The sequence below is a fragment of the Ruminococcus flavefaciens MA2007 genome (assembly GCF_000621845.1).
Lineage (GTDB): Bacteria > Bacillota > Clostridia > Oscillospirales > Ruminococcaceae > Ruminococcus > Ruminococcus flavefaciens_E.
On the sequence record NZ_KK211354.1, the window covers coordinates 287,061 to 307,743 of the forward strand.

At 48.7% G+C, this 20,683-nt stretch carries 12 protein-coding genes; 6 read left to right on the forward strand and 6 right to left on the reverse strand.

What is annotated here, in order from left to right; genetic code table 11:
• Nucleotide 1 precedes the first annotated feature (1 nt).
• The 3 genes from T497_RS0112805 to T497_RS0112815 form a co-directional block, all read right to left on the reverse strand.
• Nucleotides 2-2,089: a glutamine synthetase III gene (locus T497_RS0112805; RefSeq protein ID WP_028515950.1), complete on the reverse strand. Its 2,088-nt coding sequence runs from the start codon at nucleotides 2,087-2,089 to the stop codon at nucleotides 2-4.
• A 13-nt stretch (nucleotides 2,090-2,102) separates the two neighbouring features.
• Nucleotides 2,103-3,698, reverse strand: coding sequence for a CTP synthase (locus tag T497_RS0112810; RefSeq protein ID WP_028515951.1), 1,596 nt, complete (start codon nucleotides 3,696-3,698; stop codon nucleotides 2,103-2,105).
• Between the two features lie 103 nt (nucleotides 3,699-3,801).
• Nucleotides 3,802-5,610 carry an ammonium transporter gene (locus tag T497_RS0112815; protein WP_028515952.1) on the reverse strand — a complete coding sequence of 603 codons (1,809 nt, stop codon included), beginning with the start codon at nucleotides 5,608-5,610 and terminating at the stop codon, nucleotides 3,802-3,804.
• A 452-nt stretch (nucleotides 5,611-6,062) separates the two neighbouring features.
• Here T497_RS0112815 and gltB point away from each other — a divergent pair, with 452 nt between their 5' ends.
• The 6 genes from gltB to asnB all read left to right on the forward strand — a co-directional run bounded on the left by gltB (nucleotide 6,063) and on the right by asnB (nucleotide 17,071).
• Nucleotides 6,063-10,598 carry a glutamate synthase large subunit gene (gene gltB / locus T497_RS0112820; RefSeq protein ID WP_028515953.1) on the forward strand — a complete coding sequence of 1,512 codons (4,536 nt, stop codon included), beginning with the start codon at nucleotides 6,063-6,065 and terminating at the stop codon, nucleotides 10,596-10,598.
• A 3-nt stretch (nucleotides 10,599-10,601) separates the two neighbouring features.
• Nucleotides 10,602-12,089 (forward strand): glutamate synthase subunit beta, encoded by a 1,488-nt coding sequence (locus T497_RS0112825; RefSeq protein ID WP_028515954.1) that lies wholly within the window; start codon nucleotides 10,602-10,604, stop codon nucleotides 12,087-12,089.
• An 11-nt stretch (nucleotides 12,090-12,100) separates the two neighbouring features.
• A complete protein-coding gene (locus T497_RS0112830; RefSeq protein ID WP_028515955.1) occupies nucleotides 12,101-13,378 on the forward strand; it encodes a glutamine synthetase family protein in 1,278 nt (425 codons plus the stop codon).
• Between the two features lie 12 nt (nucleotides 13,379-13,390).
• Nucleotides 13,391-13,972, forward strand: a complete 582-nt coding sequence (locus T497_RS0112835) for an ANTAR domain-containing response regulator (RefSeq protein WP_028515956.1) — start codon at nucleotides 13,391-13,393, stop codon at nucleotides 13,970-13,972.
• 9 nt (nucleotides 13,973-13,981) lie between these two features.
• Nucleotides 13,982-15,403, forward strand: a complete 1,422-nt coding sequence (purF, locus tag T497_RS0112840) for an amidophosphoribosyltransferase (RefSeq protein ID WP_028515957.1) — start codon at nucleotides 13,982-13,984, stop codon at nucleotides 15,401-15,403.
• A gap of 87 nt (nucleotides 15,404-15,490) precedes the next feature.
• Nucleotides 15,491-17,071, forward strand: coding sequence for an asparagine synthase B (gene asnB, locus T497_RS0112845; RefSeq protein ID WP_028515958.1), 1,581 nt, complete (start codon nucleotides 15,491-15,493; stop codon nucleotides 17,069-17,071).
• A 77-nt stretch (nucleotides 17,072-17,148) separates the two neighbouring features.
• Here asnB and T497_RS0112850 read toward each other — a convergent pair whose 3' ends face one another.
• The 3 genes from T497_RS0112850 to T497_RS16905 all read right to left on the reverse strand — a co-directional run bounded on the left by T497_RS0112850 (nucleotide 17,149) and on the right by T497_RS16905 (nucleotide 20,625).
• Nucleotides 17,149-18,597 carry a sensor histidine kinase gene (locus T497_RS0112850; RefSeq protein WP_028515959.1) on the reverse strand — a complete coding sequence of 483 codons (1,449 nt, stop codon included), beginning with the start codon at nucleotides 18,595-18,597 and terminating at the stop codon, nucleotides 17,149-17,151.
• Nucleotides 18,587-19,264, reverse strand: coding sequence for a response regulator transcription factor (locus T497_RS0112855; RefSeq protein WP_028515960.1), 678 nt, complete (start codon nucleotides 19,262-19,264; stop codon nucleotides 18,587-18,589). Before T497_RS0112855 ends, T497_RS0112850 begins: the two co-directional genes overlap by 11 nt.
• 71 nt (nucleotides 19,265-19,335) lie before the next feature.
• Nucleotides 19,336-20,625 carry a carbohydrate-binding domain-containing protein gene (locus T497_RS16905; protein ID WP_037325074.1) on the reverse strand — a complete coding sequence of 430 codons (1,290 nt, stop codon included), beginning with the start codon at nucleotides 20,623-20,625 and terminating at the stop codon, nucleotides 19,336-19,338.
• Between the last annotated feature and the right edge of the window lie 58 nt (nucleotides 20,626-20,683).

Sequence of the window (20,683 nt, forward strand, 5' to 3'; positions counted from 1 at the left end):
ATCACACTCCGAAAAGAAGCTTGTCATATGTCGGGAATGGGTAATAGTCCTCAGCTGTCATAGTTTCAGCCTTGTCAGCAGCTGCACGGAGCTTATCCATTGCAGGGAGCATAGTGTCGCGGACGAACTCGGAAGCCTTGATGATAACATCTATCTTCTTGAAGTCTGCAACAGCCTTTTCAAGCTTGCTTGTTGCAGCGTCCATTTCGTCGATGAGCTCTGAAAGGTCTGTAACAAGCTTTGTTTCATACTTGCAGGCTACCTTGGATACGCTCTTCTTAACGGATACAGCAGAAGCAGTATCAGCTGCGAATTTAGCAACAGCAGGGATAATTTCCTTGCGAGCCATGTCTATCATTGTAACAGCCTCGATGTTGACTGTCTTGATGTAGTTCTCAAGCATAATATCGCAGCGTGAGAATATCTCGGCTTCTGTGAAGATACCGTGAGATGTGAGCATTTCCACGTTCTTCTTGTCGCAGATGTGAGGCATAGCGTCAGCAGTGGTCTTATAGTTGCAGAGACCGCGCTTCTCAGCTTCCTTTATCCATGCGTCATCGTAGCCGTTGCCGTTGAAGATGATTCTCTTGTGCTCCTTGATCGTCTTCCTGATAAGGTCGTGGAGCGCCTTGTTGAAGTCCTTAGCCTTTTCAAGCTTGTCTGCGAACTGTTTGAGTTCCTCAGCAACAGCAGCATTGAGGTGAATGTTAGCGCATGAAATACTGTTGGAAGAACCGAGCATACGGAACTCGAACTTGTTTCCTGTAAATGCGAATGGGGAAGTTCTGTTACGGTCAGTGGAATCCTTGCTGAACTTAGGCAGAACATCAACGCCAAGCTGCATTTTTTCTTTCTTTGTGCCGCCGTATGGCTTATCAGCTTCGATAGCGTCCAGAACTGCGGTGAGCTCGTCGCCGAGGAAGATAGAGATAACAGCAGGCGGAGCTTCATTAGCACCAAGTCTGTGGTCGTTGCCTGCAGTTGCAACGGACAATCTCAGAAGATCCTGATAATCGTCAACAGCCTTGATAACAGCTGCAAGGAAGAGCAGGAACTGTGCGTTCTCAGCAGGTGTTTCGCCCGGTGAGAGGAGGTTCTCGCCCTGGTCTGTGGAGATAGACCAGTTGTTGTGCTTACCCGAACCGTTTACGCCTGCGAATGGCTTTTCGTGAAGCAGGCAAACGAGGTTGTGGCGGAGAGCGACCTTCTGCATTACCTCCATAGTGAGCTGGTTGTGGTCGGCAGCAATATTTGTTGTATCGTAAATAGGAGCAAGCTCGTGCTGTGCAGGAGCAACTTCGTTATGCTTGGTCTTTGCAAGGATACCAAGCTTCCACAGTTCCTTGTCAAGGTCTGCCATGTACTCTGCAACTCTTGGCTTAATAGAGCCGAAGTAGTGGTCGTCCATTTCCTGTCCCTTAGGAGGCATAGCACCGAAAAGAGTACGTCCTGTCATAATAAGGTCCTTACGTTTTTTCCACATATCGCGGTCAACAAGGAAATATTCCTGCTCTGGACCAACGGAAGTCTTAACGCTCTTGACGCTTGTGTTTCCGAAGAGCTTCAATATACGCAGAGCCTGCTTGTTGATAGCTTCCATAGAACGGAGAAGCGGAACTTTCTTATCAAGTGCTTCACCTGTGTATGAACAGAATGCTGTAGGAATGTACAGAGTGCCATCCTTGATGAAAGCGTATGAAGTAGGATCCCACGCCGTATAGCCTCTTGCTTCAAATGTAGCACGAAGTCCGCCAGAAGGGAATGATGAAGCGTCAGGCTCGCCCTTAACGAGCTCCTTGCCCGAGAACTCCATGATAACACGTCCGTCGGGTGCAGGTGAGATGAAGCTGTCGTGCTTCTCGGCTGTAACGCCTGTCATTGGCTGGAACCAGTGTGTATAGTGAGTAGCGCCCTTTTCAATAGCCCAGTCCTTCATAGCAGCTGCAACTGCATTTGCTACGGATATATCAAGAGGAGTACCTCTGTCTATCGTTCTTTTCAGTGATTTGTACACCTTTTCAGAAAGCATTGCTTTCATTATCCTGTCGTCGAATACCATTGAGCCAAAATAATCTGTTACCTTTTCCATAATAAAATCCTCCTTAGTTGTTTTCGAGCGAAGCTCTTATAAAATCCGCAAACAGCTTGTGCGGTTTGTTTGGTCTTGATTTGAATTCGGGGTGGAACTGAACTCCCACGAACCACGGGTGTGTTGGGAGCTCTACTATTTCAACCAGCTTTTCGTCCGGTGAAAGTCCTGCAATGTGAAGTCCGTTTGAAGTCAGTATCTTGCGGTATGCGTTGTTGAATTCATAACGGTGGCGGTGGCGCTCATAAATGAGCTCATCGCCGTATATCTCGCGGCATCTGGATCCCTCGCTAAGCTTGCAGGGATACAGACCAAGACGCATGGTGCCGCCTTTCTGGTCGATGTTTCTCTGTTCGTCCATGATGTCGATAACGGGATAAGGAGTTTCTCCGAACTCTGCTGAATTTGCACCGTTCAGCTTGCAGACGTTTCTCGCATATTCAATGACTGACATCTGCATACCAAGACATATTCCGAAGAACGGCACATTATTCTCACGGGCATAGCGGATAGTTTCTATCATGCCCTCAACTCCTCGATGGCCGAAGCCGCCTGGAACTATCAGTCCGCTGCAATCTGCGAATTTTTCCGCAGCATTCTCGGCTGTTACCTCCTCGGAGTCTATCCATTTTATATCCACAGCCGCATCGTTTACGATACCGCCGTGACGGAGCGCCTCTGCTACTGATAAATAAGCGTCGTGGAGCTCCACATATTTTCCAACAAGTCCTATAGTTACATTTTTGTGTGCGCTTTCAGCTCTGTGAACCATTTCCGTCCACTCTGTCAGGTCGGGAGCATTGTCTGTGAGCCCGAGATGACGGCATACCGAGTGAGCAAGTCCCTCGTTTTCCAGCCACAGCGGAACTTCATACAGTGACGGAGCTGTCAGGTTCTGGATAACGTCCTCCTTGCGGATATTGCAGAAGAGGGCTATTTTTTCAGCCATATCGTCGGGGATGCGTTTTTCTGTTCGGCAAACGATGATATCAGGCTGTATGCCTATTGAAAGAAGCTCCTTTGTGGAGTGCTGGGTGGGCTTGGATTTCAGCTCCTCAGAGCCTGCGATATAGGGAACAAGGGTAACGTGTATGTAGCATACGTTCTCGCGTCCCTGCTCGGTGCCTACCTGACGTATAGCCTCAAGGAAAGGCGTTGACTCGATATCTCCGACTGTACCGCCTATCTCAGTGATGACTACGTCTGCATTTGCTTCATTAGCCGCGCTGTAGACTCTGTCCTTTATCTCGTTGGTGATGTGTGGGATTACCTGAACCGTACCTCCGAGATAGTCACCGCGGCGCTCCTTTGTGATTACGTTCCAGTAAATTTTGCCTGTAGTCACATTGGAGTGAACCGACAGATTCTCGTCTACGAAACGCTCATAGTGACCGAGATCAAGGTCGGTCTCAGCGCCGTCGTCGGTAACGAATACCTCACCATGCTGGAAAGGTGACATAGTTCCCGGATCGACGTTGATGTAGGGATCAAACTTCTGAATGGTGACCTTATAGCCGCGCTGTTTGAGAAGTCTTCCCAATGAAGCTGCCGTGATACCCTTGCCGAGTCCCGAAACGACTCCGCCTGTTACAAAAATGAACTTTGACATTTGCATATGCTCCTTGAAATACATTTATGATAAAGGCTGTCTGCGGATACTGGGAGATTTTTAAGATATACATTTTGTTTTATCCGCAGACGCCCTTGTCAGCTTATGCTTTTTCCCACTCTGCCGAATCGTGGAGTGCGTTGTAGCCCTCTTCGCCTGTTCTGATCTTGATTACGTTCTCAATGTCATAGATGAACATCTTGCCGTCGCCATAGTTGCCTGTATAGAGAGCTGTTTTTGCTGCTGCAACTACCTTTTCTACAGGTACTGCGCATACTGCAATTTCAGCCTTGACTTTCGGGAGCAGATTCATTTCAACACTTGCACCACGGTAGTAATTCTTCTGTCCGTTCTGCATACCGCAGCCGAGGACGTTTGTTACTGTGATACCCTTTACGTCGATAGCCTCCATAGCTTCGATGAACTGCTGGAGCTTCTGCTGCTTGAATATGACTACGATGTTTGTGAGCTTTGCTGCGCCGTCAGGTGAAGGAACTGAGTAGTTCTCAACTTCAACTGCCTTGTCAACTGGAACAGCAGGTGTTCCGGGAGTGCCGACTTTCTTTACGCTCTTTGCGTCGTCCTTTGTATAGCCCTTCATGCCGATGTCTGTAAGTGCAGGAGCGAAGTCTGCATAAGAGGAAATAAGACCGTGTTCTGTAACGTCAAGACCGAGTATCTCTTCCTGCTCGGAAGCACGGAGACCGATAGTCTTTTTGATTAAGACGAATACAAATGCCATTGAGATTGCTGTGAAAGTTGCGATAGCAACGAAGCCTGTGAGCTGTCTGCCAAGAAGTCCAAAGCCGCCGCCGTAGAAAAGACCTGCAAGCTGGTCACCGTTCTGGTCAACCAGTGAATAACCGGGAACCTCAGGATTTGCAAGGAGACCAACTGCGATTGTTCCCCATATACCGTTCATCATGTGAACTGCAACTGCACCAACAGGATCGTCGATGTGGAGCTTGTAGTCGAGGAACCATACGCCGAAGCATACGAGGAGACCTGAAACGATACCAACTATTGTAGCGCCAAAGCAGTCTGTTACATCACATGGAGCTGTGATACCTACAAGACCTGCCAGTGAAGCGTTAAGACACATTGAAACATCGGGCTTGCCGTATTTTACCCATGTGAATATCATGCAGGTAACTGTTGCGATTGCAGGAGCAACTGTTGTTGTAAGGAATACTGAGCCAAGCTGGTCGATAGAAGTACAAGCTGCACCGTTGAATCCGTACCAGCCGAACCAGAGGATGAAACATCCGAGAGCACCGATTGTAAGGTTGTGACCGGGGATAGCGTTTACCTTGACTTCGCCGTCCTTGGTCTTGTGGAATTTACCGATTCTTGGTCCGAGGATAGCCGCACCTGCGAGAGCTGCGATACCGCCGACCATGTGGATATGTGCTGAACCTGCGAAATCGTGGAAGCCCCACTGGCTGAGCCAGCCGCCGCCCCAGCCCCAGTGAGCCTCGATAGGATAAACGACTGCACTGATGATAGCTGAGTAAACACAGTAGGATAAGAACTTTGTACGTTCAGCCATTGCACCAGAAACGATAGTAGCTGTCGTTGCACAGAATACAAGGTTGAATACGAAATTTGACCAGTCGAATGAGCCATAGGAAGTGAAAATATCAAATCCGGGCTGTCCGATTATACCGACGAGGTCCTCACCGAAGAGAAGACCGAAGCCTATAAGAATGAAAACAACTGTACCGATACAGAAGTCCATTAAGTTCTTCATAATGATATTGCCTGCATTCTTTGCACGGGTGAAGCCTGTCTCCACCATTGCGAAGCCTGCCTGCATAAAGAATACGAGAGCAGCGCCGATAAGGAACCATACGCCAAAGACTATACCATTTGTCTCGTCCATGGCTTGTTGTAAAATTGTCTGAGAGTCCATAGAAATACCTCCTTGATAAATTACAGCATAAATTTCAAAAGGGTGTACGACGCACTGATACCTCAGTACATCATACACCCCTTTGTGTATGGAATTAGCGCTATAAACCAAAAAAGAGAGCTACGGACTCCATATCCGCAGCTCCCTTGCTGTTTACAATGCCATTATAGCCCTTTCATCAGCGTTTGTCAATAGCTTTTTTCAACTTTGTCAGAAATCAATATATTTTTGCTGCTTTAAACGCGAAAAGCACTTGCATTTTGACAAAAGTGATGATTTCAGCCTGATTTTACGTATTTTTTTGAAAAAGGCTCTTGACAATGCTGGTTTAAAGTGCTAAGATAGTATACAAGAACAAAGACGTTTCGTCAGGCTATCTGTCTGTTGAAACGTCTTTTTTATTATGCGATACGGATCAATGGCGCTCCGAATCGGAAAGGCAAGTGAAAGACATGGATAACTTTAGAGATGAAGCTCCATACGAGCAGCAGGGACTTTACGATCCCAGATTTGAACATGATAACTGCGGCATTGGTGCTGTAGTAAATATCAAGGGAGAGCAGTCAAGATACGTAGTGGACAGCGCTCTTACTATTGTTGAAAAGCTTGAGCACCGTGCAGGCAAGGACGCTGAGGGCAAAACAGGCGACGGCGTTGGCATTATGGTGCAGATGCCCTACAGCTTCTTTATAAGTGAGGCAGAAAAGCTCGGTCATGATATCGGCGGCGAGGGTGATTTCGGTGTGGGAATGTTCTTCTTCCCCCAGAATGAAATGAAGCGCGGTCAGGCAATGAAGCTCTTTGAGCTTATTATAAAGAAGAACGGCATGGAATTCATCTGCTGGAGAGACGTTCCTGTATCTTCTGATATCCTCGGACAGAAGGCGCTTGACAGTATGCCCTATATCATGCAGGCTTTTGTAAAGCGTCCCGAAAAATGTTCTAAGGGACTTGACTTTGACAGAAAGCTCTTTATTGCAAGACGTGAATTCGAGCATTCAAATGAAAACACCTATGTCTGCTCACTTTCCAGCCGTACTATTGTATATAAGGGTATGTTCCTCGTTGATGAGCTGAGAAAGTTTTACACAGACTTACAGAGCGAGGAATTCAAGTCTGCTATCGCTACAGTTCATTCCCGTTTTTCAACAAATACCAATCCGAGCTGGCAGAAGGCTCACCCAAACCGCTTTATCGTCCACAACGGCGAGATAAATACTATCACAGGCAATGCCGATAAAATGCTTGCACGTGAAGAGAGCATGACCTGTGAAGCTCTGAAAAGCGATATGTACAAGATACTTCCTGCTATAAATGTAAACGGTTCGGACTCAGCAAGACTGGACAACGCACTTGAATTTATGGTAATGTCGGGAATGCCGCTTCCTCTTGCAGTCATGATAACCATTCCCGAGCCATGGAAGAACGACAAGACCATTTCCAAGTCAAAATACGACCTTTATCAGTACTACGCTACCATGATGGAGCCATGGGACGGACCTGCTTCTATCATTTTCTCAGACGGTGAGGTAATGGGAGCTGTTCTTGACAGAAACGGTCTCCGTCCGTCAAGATACTGCGTAACAAGCGACGGTTTCCTTATTCTTTCCTCGGAAACAGGCTGTATTGATATATCTCCCGAAAAGATAATCAAAAAGGACAGACTCCGCCCCGGCAAGATGCTCCTTGCTGATACAAAGCAGGGACGTATCATCGAGGACGATGAGATAAAGAGCACTTATGCTTCACGCCAGCCCTACGGTGAGTGGCTGGACGCTAACCTTGTACGTCTTCACGATCTTCATATCCCGAACAAGGGCGTTGAGACCTACTCGGCAGACCAGCTTGCGAAGCTTCAGAAGGCATTCGGCTATTCATACGAAGATATACGTACAAGTATTCTTCCAATGGCTGAAAAAGGCGGAGAGCCTATCGCATCTATGGGCAGCGATATTCCGCTTCCCCCTCTTGACAAGCAGTCGCCTCCGCTGTTCAACTACTTCCGTCAGCTCTTTGCGCAGGTAACGAATCCTCCTTTTGACGCTATCCGTGAGGAAGTAGTAACAGATACCAGCGTTTACATCGGCAAGGACGGCAATATCCTTGAAGAGCGTCCCGAGAACTGCCACGTTCTCAAGATAGAGAATCCTATCCTTACAGAGACTGATATGCTCAAGATAAAGGCTCTGAACAGGGACGGCCTGAAAAGTGCAGTTATTCCTATCACATATTATATAGGAACATCACTGGAAAAGGCTGTAGAGCGCCTGTTTATCGAAGCTGACAAGGCTTACCGCGACGGAGCTTCTATACTGATACTCTCTGACCGCGGCGTTGACGAGTTCCACTGCCCGATACCGTCTCTCCTTGCAGTTGCAGCTCTCCAACAGCACCTTGTTTCCACGAAAAAGCGCACAGCAGTTGCAATGATACTTGAATCCGCAGAGCCCCGTGAGGTACATCATTTTGCAGCACTTCTCGGCTATGGTGCCTGCGCAGTCAATCCTTATCTTGCACACGAGACTATCCGCTCTCTCATTGAGGACGGCACACTTGACAAGGACTTCTACGCAGCAGAGGACGACTACAACAGCGCTATTCTCCACGGTATCGTCAAGATAGCTTCAAAAATGGGTATCTCCACTATCCAGTCCTATCAGGGAAGCAAGCTCTTTGAAGCAGTCGGTATCTCAAAGGAACTTATCGACAGCTATTTTGCAGGAACAGTCAGCCGTATCGGCGGCATTGGTCTCAGCGATATAAGCAAGCGCACAGAGAAGCTCCACACAGCAGCATTCGATCCTCTCGGACTTACTGTGAATGCAAATATCGGCAGCGCAGGCAGCCACAAGCTCCGCAGCGGCAAGTCAGATCACCTTTACACTCCCGAGACAATACATCTGCTCCAGCAGGCAGCATGGACGGGAAATTACAATACATTCAAGGCATACACCGCAGCTATCACACGTGAGGACAACGAGCTCACCCTCAGAAGTCTCCTTGACTTCAACTATCCCGAGGACGGCGGTATCGCCATTGACGAGGTAGAGTCCGTTGGGAGTATCTGCAAGCGCTTCAAGACAGGCGCTATGTCCTACGGTTCGATCTCTCAGGAAGCTCACGAGTGCATGGCTATGGCTATGAACAGCATCGGCGGCAAGTCCAACAGCGGTGAGGGCGGCGAAAGCCCCGAGAGACTGAAATCCGACCGCTGCTCAGCTATCAAGCAGGTAGCTTCGGGACGTTTCGGCGTAACAAGCGAATACCTCGTTTCCGCACAGGAGATTCAGATAAAAATGGCACAGGGCGCAAAGCCCGGCGAGGGCGGTCATCTGCCCTCAGGCAAGGTATATCCTTGGATAGCAAAGACTCGTCATTCAACTGCAGGCGTGGGACTTATCTCGCCTCCGCCTCACCATGATATCTACTCTATCGAAGACCTTGCACAGCTCATCTATGACCTGAAAAATGCCAACGACAAGGCTCGTATCTCAGTAAAGCTTGTTTCGGAAGCAGGCGTGGGAACAGTTGCAGCAGGCGTTGCAAAGGCAGGCGCACAGGTGATCCTCATTTCAGGCTATGACGGCGGTACAGGTGCAGCTCCAAAGAGCTCTATCTACAACGCAGGACTTCCATGGGAGCTCGGACTTGCAGAGGCGCATCAGACTCTCATGCTCAACGGCCTCCGTTCAAGAGTCCGCATAGAGACTGACGGTAAGCTCATGACAGGACGCGACGTTCTTGTAGCGGCACTTCTCGGCGCTGAGGAATTCGGCTTTGCAACAGCTCCGCTGGTAACAATGGGCTGCGTAATGATGAGAGTCTGCAACCTTGATACCTGCCCGATGGGCATAGCAACTCAGAATCCCGAGCTCCGCAAGCGTTTCCGCGGCAAGCCCGAGTACATCGTGAACTTCATGCACTTTATCGCACAGGAGCTCCGCGAGTACATGGCAAAGCTTGGAATACGCACAGTTGACGAGCTTGTAGGACGTACAGACCTTCTGAAAACAAAGGCAAGCGCAGCTGAAAACAACATAGATTTTTCAAATATCCTTGCAAATAATCAGACAACAGAAAAAACTCACTTCGATTCAGCTGATATTTTTGATTTTGAGCTTGACAGCACCATAGACAGACGTGTTATAATAAAGAAGCTGGGAGCTGCGCTGAAAAACGGCACTTCCAAGAGCATTTCCATTGACGTTGTGAACACAGACCGCTCTGTGGGAACACTTACAGGCGCAGAGATAACCCGTATCCACGGCGAAAACGTTCTTGCTGACGATACATTCACAGTAAAATGTACAGGCAGCGGCGGACAGTCCTTCGGCGCATTCATTCCTAAGGGACTAACGCTGGAGCTCAGCGGCGACAGCAACGACTACTTCGGCAAGGGACTTTCGGGCGGAAAGCTTGTGCTTTCACCTCCGAAAAACTCAGCATTCAAGGCTGACGAGAACATCATCGTCGGAAACGTTGCACTCTACGGTGCGACCTCGGGCAAGGCGTTCATCAGCGGTATCGCAGGCGAGCGCTTCTGCGTAAGAAATTCGGGAGCTATCGCTGTCTGTGAGGGCGTGGGCGACCACGGCTGCGAGTACATGACAGGCGGACGCGCTGTTATCCTCGGCGGCACAGGCAAGAACTTCGCCGCAGGTATGTCGGGCGGAATCGCATATGTTCTTGATGAGAACCACGACCTCTACACCCGTCTCAACAAGGCTCTGGTATCCCTTGAGTCGGTTGAAAACGAAGTTGATATCGCAGAGCTTAAATCAATGATAACCGAGCACGCAGAAGCTACAGGCTCCGAAAAGGCAAAGGCTATACTTGCTGAATTTGAGCGCTATCTGCCATGCTTCAAGAAGATAATCCCACACGATTACGCAAAGATACAGAAAACAGTAAGGTCTCTTGAGCTGTCAGGAGTATCTCATGAAAAGGCTGAGATAGAAGCCTTTGAGCTTATCAGAAAGGAGGCGTGAGCCATGGGAAAAGCAACAGGATTTCTTGAATATACAAGAACAGAAGCAGCTGGAAAGGAGCCGCTGGAACGAATCAAGGACTTTAACGAGTTCCATGTGCCGCTCAGCGACGAGCAGCGCAAGGTACAGGCTTCACGCTGTATGGACTGCGGAGTGCCATTCTGTCAGAACGGAAAAATGCTCTGCGGAATGGTTTCGGGCTGTCCGCTGAACAACCTCATTCCCGAGTGGAACGACCTCATTTATCACGGACAGAAGGAGCAGGCGCTGAGCCGTCTGCTGATGACAAACAACTTCCCCGAGTTCACATCGAGGGTATGTCCCGCACTCTGCGAAAAGGCTTGTATCTGCGGAGTTTACGACAGCCCTGTTACCGTAAAGGAAAACGAGAACTCTATCATCGAGTACGGCTTTGAAAGCGGACTTATCAAGCCGCAGCCGCCGACAGTTCGCAGCGGCAAGCGCGTTGCAGTTATCGGCTCAGGTCCTTCGGGACTTGCCGCCGCTGATACGCTGAACAGACGCGGTCACAGCGTAACCGTTTTCGAGCGCTCCGACAGAGTAGGCGGACTTCTCATGTACGGTATCCCAAATATGAAGCTGGAAAAGCACATCATCGAGCGCCGTGCCGAGCTTATGAGAGCAGAGGGCGTGGAGTTCGCAGTAAATTCAAATGTTGGCGATAACATCTCCGCAGAGGATATAAAGAGCGGCTTTGACGCTGTTGTACTTGCCTGCGGTTCGTCAAATCCCCGTGATATCAAGGCAGAGGGACGCGACGCAGAGGGCATTTACTTTGCTGTGGACTTCCTGAAAGCTACCACAAAGAGCCTGCTTGACTCAAAGCTGACTGACGGAAAATATATTTCCGCAAAGGATAAGAACGTAGTTATCATCGGCGGCGGTGACACAGGAAACGACTGCGTCGGAACTTCTGTACGCCACGGCTGCAAGTCCGTAACACAGCTTGAAATGATGCCTAAGCTCCCCGACGAGAGAGCCGAGAACAATCCGTTCCCGCAGTACCCGAGAGTCTGCAAGACTGACTACGGTCAGGAGGAGGCTATCGCGGTATTCGGTCACGATCCGAGAATCTACTGCACCACCGTCAAGGAGTTCATCAAGGACGAAAAGGGTGCATTATCGGCAGTAAAGACTGTAAAGCTGGAATTCGTACAGGACGAGGCAAGCGGCAGAAGAGTTCCAAAGGAGATAGCAGGCAGCGAGGAGATACTTCCTTGTGAGCTGTGCCTTATCGCCGCAGGATTCCTCGGCTGTCAGAGCTATGTTGCCGAGGCTTTCGGCGTAGAGCTGGATCAGCGCACCAATGTGAAAACTGCTCCAAACAATCACAAGACCAACGTTGAAAAGGTATTCACCGCAGGCGATATGCACATCGGACAGTCACTGGTAGTCCGCGCTATACGCGAGGGACGTGACGCCGCAGCTGAGGTGGATCAGTACCTTATGGGCTACACCAATCTAAAATAAAGGAGAACGATATGATCTATTCAGAAAATGAGATTTTGCAGTATATCGAGGAAAACGATGTGAAGTTCGTGAAGCTGACCTTCTGCGACCTTCGCGGCAGACTTAAAAACATATCCATTCTTTCATCTGAGCTGGCGGTAACATTCGAGCGCGGACTGCGCATTGCCGCAAAGAAGATAGCAGGCTTTGAAGCCGCAAAGGGCAGGGACCTTTTCCTGTTCCCTGACGCTCAGACCATGACTGTACTGCCGTGGAGACCACAGCAGGGCAGGGTTATCCGTATGTTCTGCTATATCAGATACAAGGACGGCTCTCCATTTGAGGGCGACAGCCGCTATTTCCTGAAAAAGGCTATGAAAGCTGCTATATCGGCAGGCTACTGCTTCCGTTTCGGAACCTCCTGCGAGTTTACTCTCTTTCTGAAAGATGAAAACGGTCTTCCTACAAAGACTCCCCATGATTACGCAGGCTACTGCGATACCGCTCCCGATGATAAGGGCGAGAATATCCGCCGTGACGTGTGTCTTACCTTGGAGCAGATGGGCATTCAGCCTGTTTCCTCACGCCACGAGAGCGGCTGCGGACAGCATGAGATAGACTTCAATTCCTCCTCTGCGCTGAAAGCTGCTGACACATTCCTCAGCTTCAAATCCGCTGTAAAATCCGTAGCCGAAACTCACGGAGTTCATGCAAGCTTCATGCCGAAGCCCGTAAAGGACGACTGCGGAAACGGTATGCACATAAGCTTTACCGTGTTCCCTGACAGCGATTTCTTAGAGGAACATACTTCTGAGTGCGGAGACATTGTAAAGAGTGCCGCCGCAGGTGTTATGCAGCATATCCGCGAGTTTACGATGTTTACCAACAGCACAGTTAATTCCTACAGCAGACTGGGCGAGTTTACAGCTCCCCGTGATATAATCTGGTCTGACGAGGAGGGCTCGCAGCTTATTCGTATGTCACCTGACAGCGACGATGTTTCCGTTGAGCTGAGGGCTGCCGACTGCGTCTGCGATCCGTATTTTGTGCTGGGACTTATGATCTATTCCGCAATGGAGGGCATAGCCTCAGGAGCAAAGCTGCCCAAGAAAAACAGCGGTAAGGAGCGGCTTCCCGAGACTCTTGAAGAAGCGACCGATATCGCTGAGAAGTCTGAGTTCCTGAAAAAATATATACCTGAGAATACACTTGAAGTCCTTATCAACAACAGCCGCGAGGATTGGAAGGAATACACCTCCGCCTTTGATAAGGACGCATTCGAGGATAAAAAGTATTTCTGTTCGCTTTAATGGAGGTTCATTTTGGAAAAGATCCTTGTAGTTTCAAGTAATAAGAATGCTACTGAAACACTTCTTGATTTTCTCCGTGGATCGTTCAAATGCACTCCAAAGATAGTCGAATCGGCTTATCAGGCGAAAACTCATCTTGAATCCGATCTGCTGACAGAGCTTGTTATGATAAATTCGCCCCTTATGGACGAATCGGGAGTTGAGTTTGCCGAGTATGTCACAGAAAATACAACGGCGAACTGCATTCTGCTCATTAAGGCTGAAACTGCCGAAAAGATAAGTGAACGCGCTGAAAATGCAGGAGTTATCATCGTAGGCAAGCCCTTCAGCAAAACTGTGCTGTATCAGATAGTCAGAACGGTAGATATCGCGGTGAACCGCTCTGCCGAGCTTTATCTCAGAAATGCACGTCTTGAAGAAAAGCTGAATGAGATACAGAACATAGACAAGGCGAAGTTCATGCTCATGGAGTACAAGGGCATGACTGAGAGCGAGGCGCACGCCTATATCGAGCAGTACGCTATGAATAAGCGCAAAAAGAAGAGTATAGCCGCTCTTGCCATAATCGACAAGCTCAGCGAGCAGTATCTGTAGAGGTGCGAAATGTTTGACACGATACACGAAGAATGCGGAGTTTTCGGCATTTTCGAGAATAAAACAGCCAATGTTGCTGCTTCTGTATATTTTGGTCTGTACGCTCTTCAGCACAGAGGGCAGGAGAGCTGCGGTATAACCGTCTGCGACGACGGTGTGTTCCGCCATAAACGGGCTGACGGACTGGTATCCGAGGTCTTTACCCGTGAGGAGCTTGACAAGCTGGGCAGCGGTAATATGGCAGTTGGACACGTCCGCTATTCCACAACGGGCGGTCACAACCACAACAATATCCAGCCCCTTGTTATCCGCCACATCAAGGGCAATATGGCTCTTGTCCACAATGGCAACCTTGTCAATGCGGCGGAGCTCCGCCGTTCCTTCGAGATGTCGGGAGCTATATTCCACGGTACATCGGACACCGAGGCGATAGCCTATTCGATTGTCCGCGAGAGACTGACAAGCAGCTCCACCGAGCAGGCTGTAGAGCGTGCAATGCCTTTTATAAAGGGAGCTTACTCCTGTATACTTATGACGGCGACCAAGCTTGTAGCATTCCGCGATCCTGACGGTTTCCGTCCGCTGTGCATAGGCAAGACACATGACGGCGCCTATGTTGTGGCTTCTGAGTCCTGCGCCCTTGAAACAGTAGGCGCGGAGTTCATACGCGACGTTGAAGCAGGGGAGATAGTGGTCATAGATAAGGACGGTCTGCGCTCTATAACCACTAACTGCGGAAACAAAAAGCATATCTGCATTTTCGAGTACATCTACTTTGCGCGTCCCGATTCGGTCATTGAGGGCATTTCAGTTCATCACGCAAGGCTGAAAGCAGGGGAGCTCCTTGCAAAGCACAGTCACGTAGATGCTGATATCGTCATCGGAGTTCCCGATTCGGGACTTGACGCGGCTCTTGGCTATGCGAATGCCAGCGGCATACCCTACGGCATCGGCTTCATCAAGAATAAATACATCGGACGAAGCTTCATTCAGCCCGACCAGAATCAGCGCGAGAACGCTGTAAAGATAAAGCTGAACGCAGTCCGTGAGAGCGTTGAGGGCAAGCGTGTCATAATGATAGACGATTCGATAGTCCGCGGCACTACCAGTGCCCGTATCGTGCGGCTTCTCCGCGAAGCAGGCGCTAAAGAGGTGCACGTCCGTATCTCGTCGCCGCCGTTCCTGCACTCCTGCTACTTCGGAACGGATATCGACTCCGAAGAGAATCTCATCGCAGGCAAGTGCAACTCAACGGAAGAGATAGCGGAATATATCGGTGCAGACAGTCTCGGCTATCTGCCTGTAGAATGTCTCGGAGACCTTGTGGACAACAGGTTCGGCTGCTGCAAGGGCTGCTTTACGGGAGAATATCCCGTTGATACTTCGGGAGCAGGCTATAAGAATAAATTTGACGAAAAAATTCATAAATAGGGGCGGATATTATCCGCCCGTGTGTGGGAGCGCAAATCAATGGCGATCTGCGCTTTATAGATCACCTATTATTCGGAGGGAAATACTATGTGTACGATAATGGCATACTGCGGCGTCAGCGGCGGTACAGGAAAGGTCATGGAAGGACTGAAAGCGACGGTGTCACGCGGTCCTGACGACCAGAGAATAGTTAAGGTGCCTGACGGTATCCTCGGCTTTCAGAGGCTTTCCATAATGGGACTTACTCCCGAGGGAATGCAGCCCTTTGAGCTTGACGGAGACTTTGTAGTCTGCAACGGCGAGCTTTACGGATTTCGCCCTCTCAGGGAAAAGCTCATTGATATGGGCTATGTTTTCAGAAGCGACAGCGACTGCGAGATAATCCTGCCCCTGTACAGGGAGTACGGAACAGATATGTTCGCAATGCTTGACGCAGAGTTCGCCTGTGTGATATATGACAGCACCGAGCGACAGTTCATCGCAGCCCGTGATCCGATAGGCATTCGTCCGCTGTACTACGGCAAGTCCGAGGACGGCACAATGGCTTTTGCCAGCGAACCGAAGAACCTTGTCAAGTGCTGTGAAAAGATAATGCCTTTTCCGCCCGGACATTACTACAAGGACGGAAAATTCCACTGCTACTGCGATATTACAGCAGTTGATAAGGTTATACACGACGACTTGGATACAGTCTGCAAAAATATCCATGATAAGCTTGCTGCTGGCGTTAAGAAGCGCCTTGACGCCGATGCAAAGGTAGGATTCCTGCTGTCGGGCGGTCTTGATTCTTCTCTTGTCTGCGCAATTTCACAGCGTGAGAGCGACAAGCCGATAAGAACATTTGCAATTGGAATGAATACCGACGCAATAGACCTCAAATACGCAAAGCAGGTGGCAGACTACATCGGCAGCGAACATACCGAGGTCATTATCACCAAGGACGACGTAATCAACGCCCTTGATGAGGTAATACATCTTCTTGGTACATACGATATCACAACTATCCGTGCCAGCATGGGAATGTATCTGCTTTGCAAGGCTATCCATGAGCAGACCGATATCCGCGTGCTTCTGACAGGCGAGATATCCGACGAGCTCTTCGGCTATAAGTATACGGACTTTGCTCCTTCAGCAGAGGCATTTCAGGCAGAGTCAGTAAAGCGCGTTCATGAGCTCCATATGTACGATGTTCTCCGTGCGGACCGCTGTATATCAGTAAATTCTCTTGAAGCGAGAGTGCCCTTCGGAGACATTGATTTCGTGAAATACGTCATGGCTATCGATCCCGAGATGAAGCTGAACAAGTACAACAAGGGCAAGTATCTGCTTCGTCATGCATTCGAGGGAGACTATCTGCCTCACGATATCCTTTACCGTGAAAAGGCAGCTTTCTCCGACGCTGTAGGACACTCAATGGTGGACTACCTTAAGGAATATGCCGAAAACTATTACTCAGACGAGGAGTTCGAGCTTGACTGTACAAAATATGCTCATTCCAAGCCGTTCACCAAGGAGTCTCTGCTCTATCGTGAGATTTTCGAGAAGTATTATCCGAAAAACAGCGAAATGATAGTAGATTTCTGGATGCCCAACAAGGAGTGGAAGGGCTGCAACGTAGATGATCCCTCAGCCCGTGTACTCTCAAACTATGGCGAGAGCGGAAAATAATCGCAATAACAAAGCCGCAGGGGAGACCTGCGGCTGTTTTATGTGTATCTGAATGTATCAGTAATTCTGAAAGATGTTCATTTGTTAATGCTGAGTTCGATACTGAAAACGCTGCCTGCGCCCACCTCGGATTCAGCCTTGCAAACGCCGTTATGCTGGCTGACTATCTGCTTTACGATAGCAAGTCCCAGTCCCGAAACGCCTTTGCCGCTGCGCTGACGCTTTGTGTAGTATCTGTCCCATATGTGTTCAAGCTCCTCGGGAGCGATACCGCTGCCGTGGTCTGATATCTTGATTATAGCCTTGTCATTATCAGTTCTCAGCGATATGCCTAACCATTTGTCCTCGCCTGCATGGCGGACAGCGTTATCCAGCAGGTTGTAAATCGCTCTTTGCAGCCGTGAGACATTGCCTTTGATGTGGATATCATCGGCGATATTCCGCTCAAAGACGTAGCCGTCCTTGGAATACAGTTTATCGAAGCTGTCAGCAACAGAAGCTACAGTTTCGCTGAGATCAACGTCATTCATCACAGCTTCGCTGTCGGACATCTGAAGCTCTGAATATTCAAGTATCTCGTTTACAAGAGCGGTGAGCCTGTCCGTTTCCTCAACGATAACAGCAACGTCCTCGGCGCACTGCTTCTCGTCCTCACGGGAAATATCCCTTATCATTTCGGCGTATCCCTTTATCATAGTCAGGGGAGTACGCAGGTCATGGGATACGTTTGCAAGGAGCTCGTTCTGAAATTCCCTGTTCTTTTTCAGCTTTTCGGAAGTGGTATCAAGGGTTTTGTTCAGCTCGTCAAGCTCCGTACAGAAGCCCTCACTGAACTCCGCATCATTATCCTTTTCGCCAAGCTTATGAGCCTTCTCGCCCAGCTGTGAAACAGGCTTTGAAAAGCTCTTTGACATGAACAGCGCCAGCACAAAAGCTATGATAATCGACAGCAGCGTTACCCATATGAGCTGTATGCGAATGATACGGGCAGTGGAGCCTACTGCATTAAGAGTAGTCCCCACATAAAGAACGGCTTTTTCGTCGCTGCCGTAGAAATCTATGAGTCTGCCGTAAACGTAAATATCATCGTTTTTCAGCTCGGCTTCACCGTTGTCGGAAGCGTTTACAGCACTGAGGAATTCGGTGTAGTTCTCGGGAAGCTCCCTGTAATGGAAACGCATTTCCTTGCCATTGCCGTTATATGGCATTTCAAGTCTTTCATCCTTGAACTTATGTCCTTTTTTGTATTCGTCGGAGCTGTACAGGATATTCCCGTCAGTATCGGTCACGAATACAAGTATGGAATTACTCCGCGAAATATCGTCAATATATGACGTGATATCGCTGCTCTGACTTTCCGAGGAGATCTTATCAGCTACTTTTACAGTGTTTCTGATTATCATGCCGTTGTAGAATTTTTGCAGGAAAACTGTCTGCAAAAGCCACAGAACAGTGAATATGACAACTGTAAAAAACATGAACCAGCTGAGCAGCTTTTTTCGGAATGAATTTGTTTTACGTTTCAAATTTATATCCCACCCCTCGCACTGTTTTTATGCTGTCGCGGTATGCTCCAAGCTTGCTGCGGAGAAGCTTTATCTGCCAGTCAACAGTTCTGTCAACGCCGAAGCTGTCATAGCCCCACACTTCGTTGAGTATCCTGTCACGGGAAAGAACAATGCCCTTATTCTTTACGAGAATGAGAAAAAGAGCGTATTCTTTTGCGGTAAGGTCAGCCTTTTCGCCGTCTATCAGCACAGTCCTGCCGAGAGTGTCTATATCTATGCCGTCAACGACTATATGTCTGCTGTCTGTACCGTCAGTCTTTGGTACAGGCTTTCGGCTTATGACGACCTTGATACGTGCTATAAGCTCCATGGGAGAAAAGGGCTTCGTTACATAGTCGTCAATACCTACCTCGAAGCCGAAGAGCTTGTCGAACTCCGTACCTCTTGCGGAGAGCATTATCACGGGGATATCCTTGAACTCCTTTATCTTCTTGCAGGCTGTGAAGCCGTCAGTATCGGGCATCATAACGTCCATGATTATGACGTCGAAATCCTCTTTTTTGCACTTGTCTATGGCTTCTCGTCCGTCAGAAGCTGTAACGATATCATATCCCTCACGCTGAACGTAGCGGCTTATGAGGGTTACTATGTTGTGTTCATCGTCAACTATGAGTATCTTCGGCATGGTACACCTCCGCAGTATTTATTGTTAATATTATACACGAAAAGCGCCCTTTTGTAAAGAGCGCCTTTGTTTCAGCATGCAGGTCTGCCGCCGAAGCCTCCGCCCATGCCGCCGTTCATTCCGCCTCGCATACCGCCGCCCATCATGCTCTGAGGTATCTCTGAGACTTCCTGTCCGTTGACTATGATTGTACCGCCGTTGAATTCGGCAGTTCTGTCGTAGTCAAATGAGGACATCTGAGCTGTAACATTTATCGTTCCGCCGTTAACATATATCGAGCCGTTGGAGTCTATTGCGTCCGTATCGCCCTGACCTACTGAAACATTTACGTTTCCGCCGTTGAAAACTATTGCTGTTTCGTAAGCATTTGTATTTGTTACAGCGTTTATTCCGTCATCGCTGGCATCTATAGTGATATTGCCGTCGTTGATAACTATGTATGTAGCTTCAAGACCTTCTGCGGCTGTGATATCGAAGTCGCCGCCGTCTATCTGAAGAACTGCACAAGCCTGTATGCCGTCGCTTACGCTGTTGATAGTGAACGAACCGTCCGAGATAGTGATACTTCCCTCAGTTTCGTCATTCTCGCAGTGGAAACCGTCCTTGTTTGTGGTGATATTGAAGGTTCCGTCGTAAACCGAGATTGTGTCATTTGCTTCAAAAGCGTCCAGAGCGGATTTTACATTGTATGTGCCGCCTGTTATCTTCATATCGTCCTTGCAGGTGATACCGTTGCCGTAATAAGAGGTAACATTCAGAGTGCCTGTGCCGTTGAGTACAAGGTCGTCCTTGGAGTAGATAACTGCGTCGGTATTGTTCTCGCTGTCAGTTGTGAACTGTCCGCTGACTGTGAGGGTATTCTCGCTGTCTGTAGTGGTTATGAATACTTTATCTGCCGAAAGTACATATATAGCAGGGAAGTCCTCATTCTCAATGTCAACGCCGTCCAGTACAAGCTGTACCTTTGCGGAATCTTCAGCGTTGATCCTGATAGTGCAGTTTTCAGCACTGCCGCTTATAGTATACACGCCCTCTTCGGTGATGTCAATGGTCTTGTTGTCTGCAACAGTTATGTTCTGAGCTTCACTTGTATCTGCGGTCTGCTCAAGGTCACGCTTTGTAAATGTGGTTTCCTCAGTATTGTTTGAAAGCTGCTTTATCTCAGCGGAATCGTTATTCTCAGAAGAGGTTTTATCTGCCTTTGCAGTCTTTTCTGCGGTTTCAGCGCTGTCTGAAACAGCAGTCTTTGCATTTGTGCCTGTCGATGTGTTTTCGGATATTGAACTATTATTTCCGCAGCCTGTCATGTAAACTGCCATTGCTGCCATTAAAAAGGCTGAAGCTATATAATTTTTTTTCATAATGATACTTCCTTTCATCGGGAGAGTTGTGTTTGTTTCTATGATTGTATTATATCGC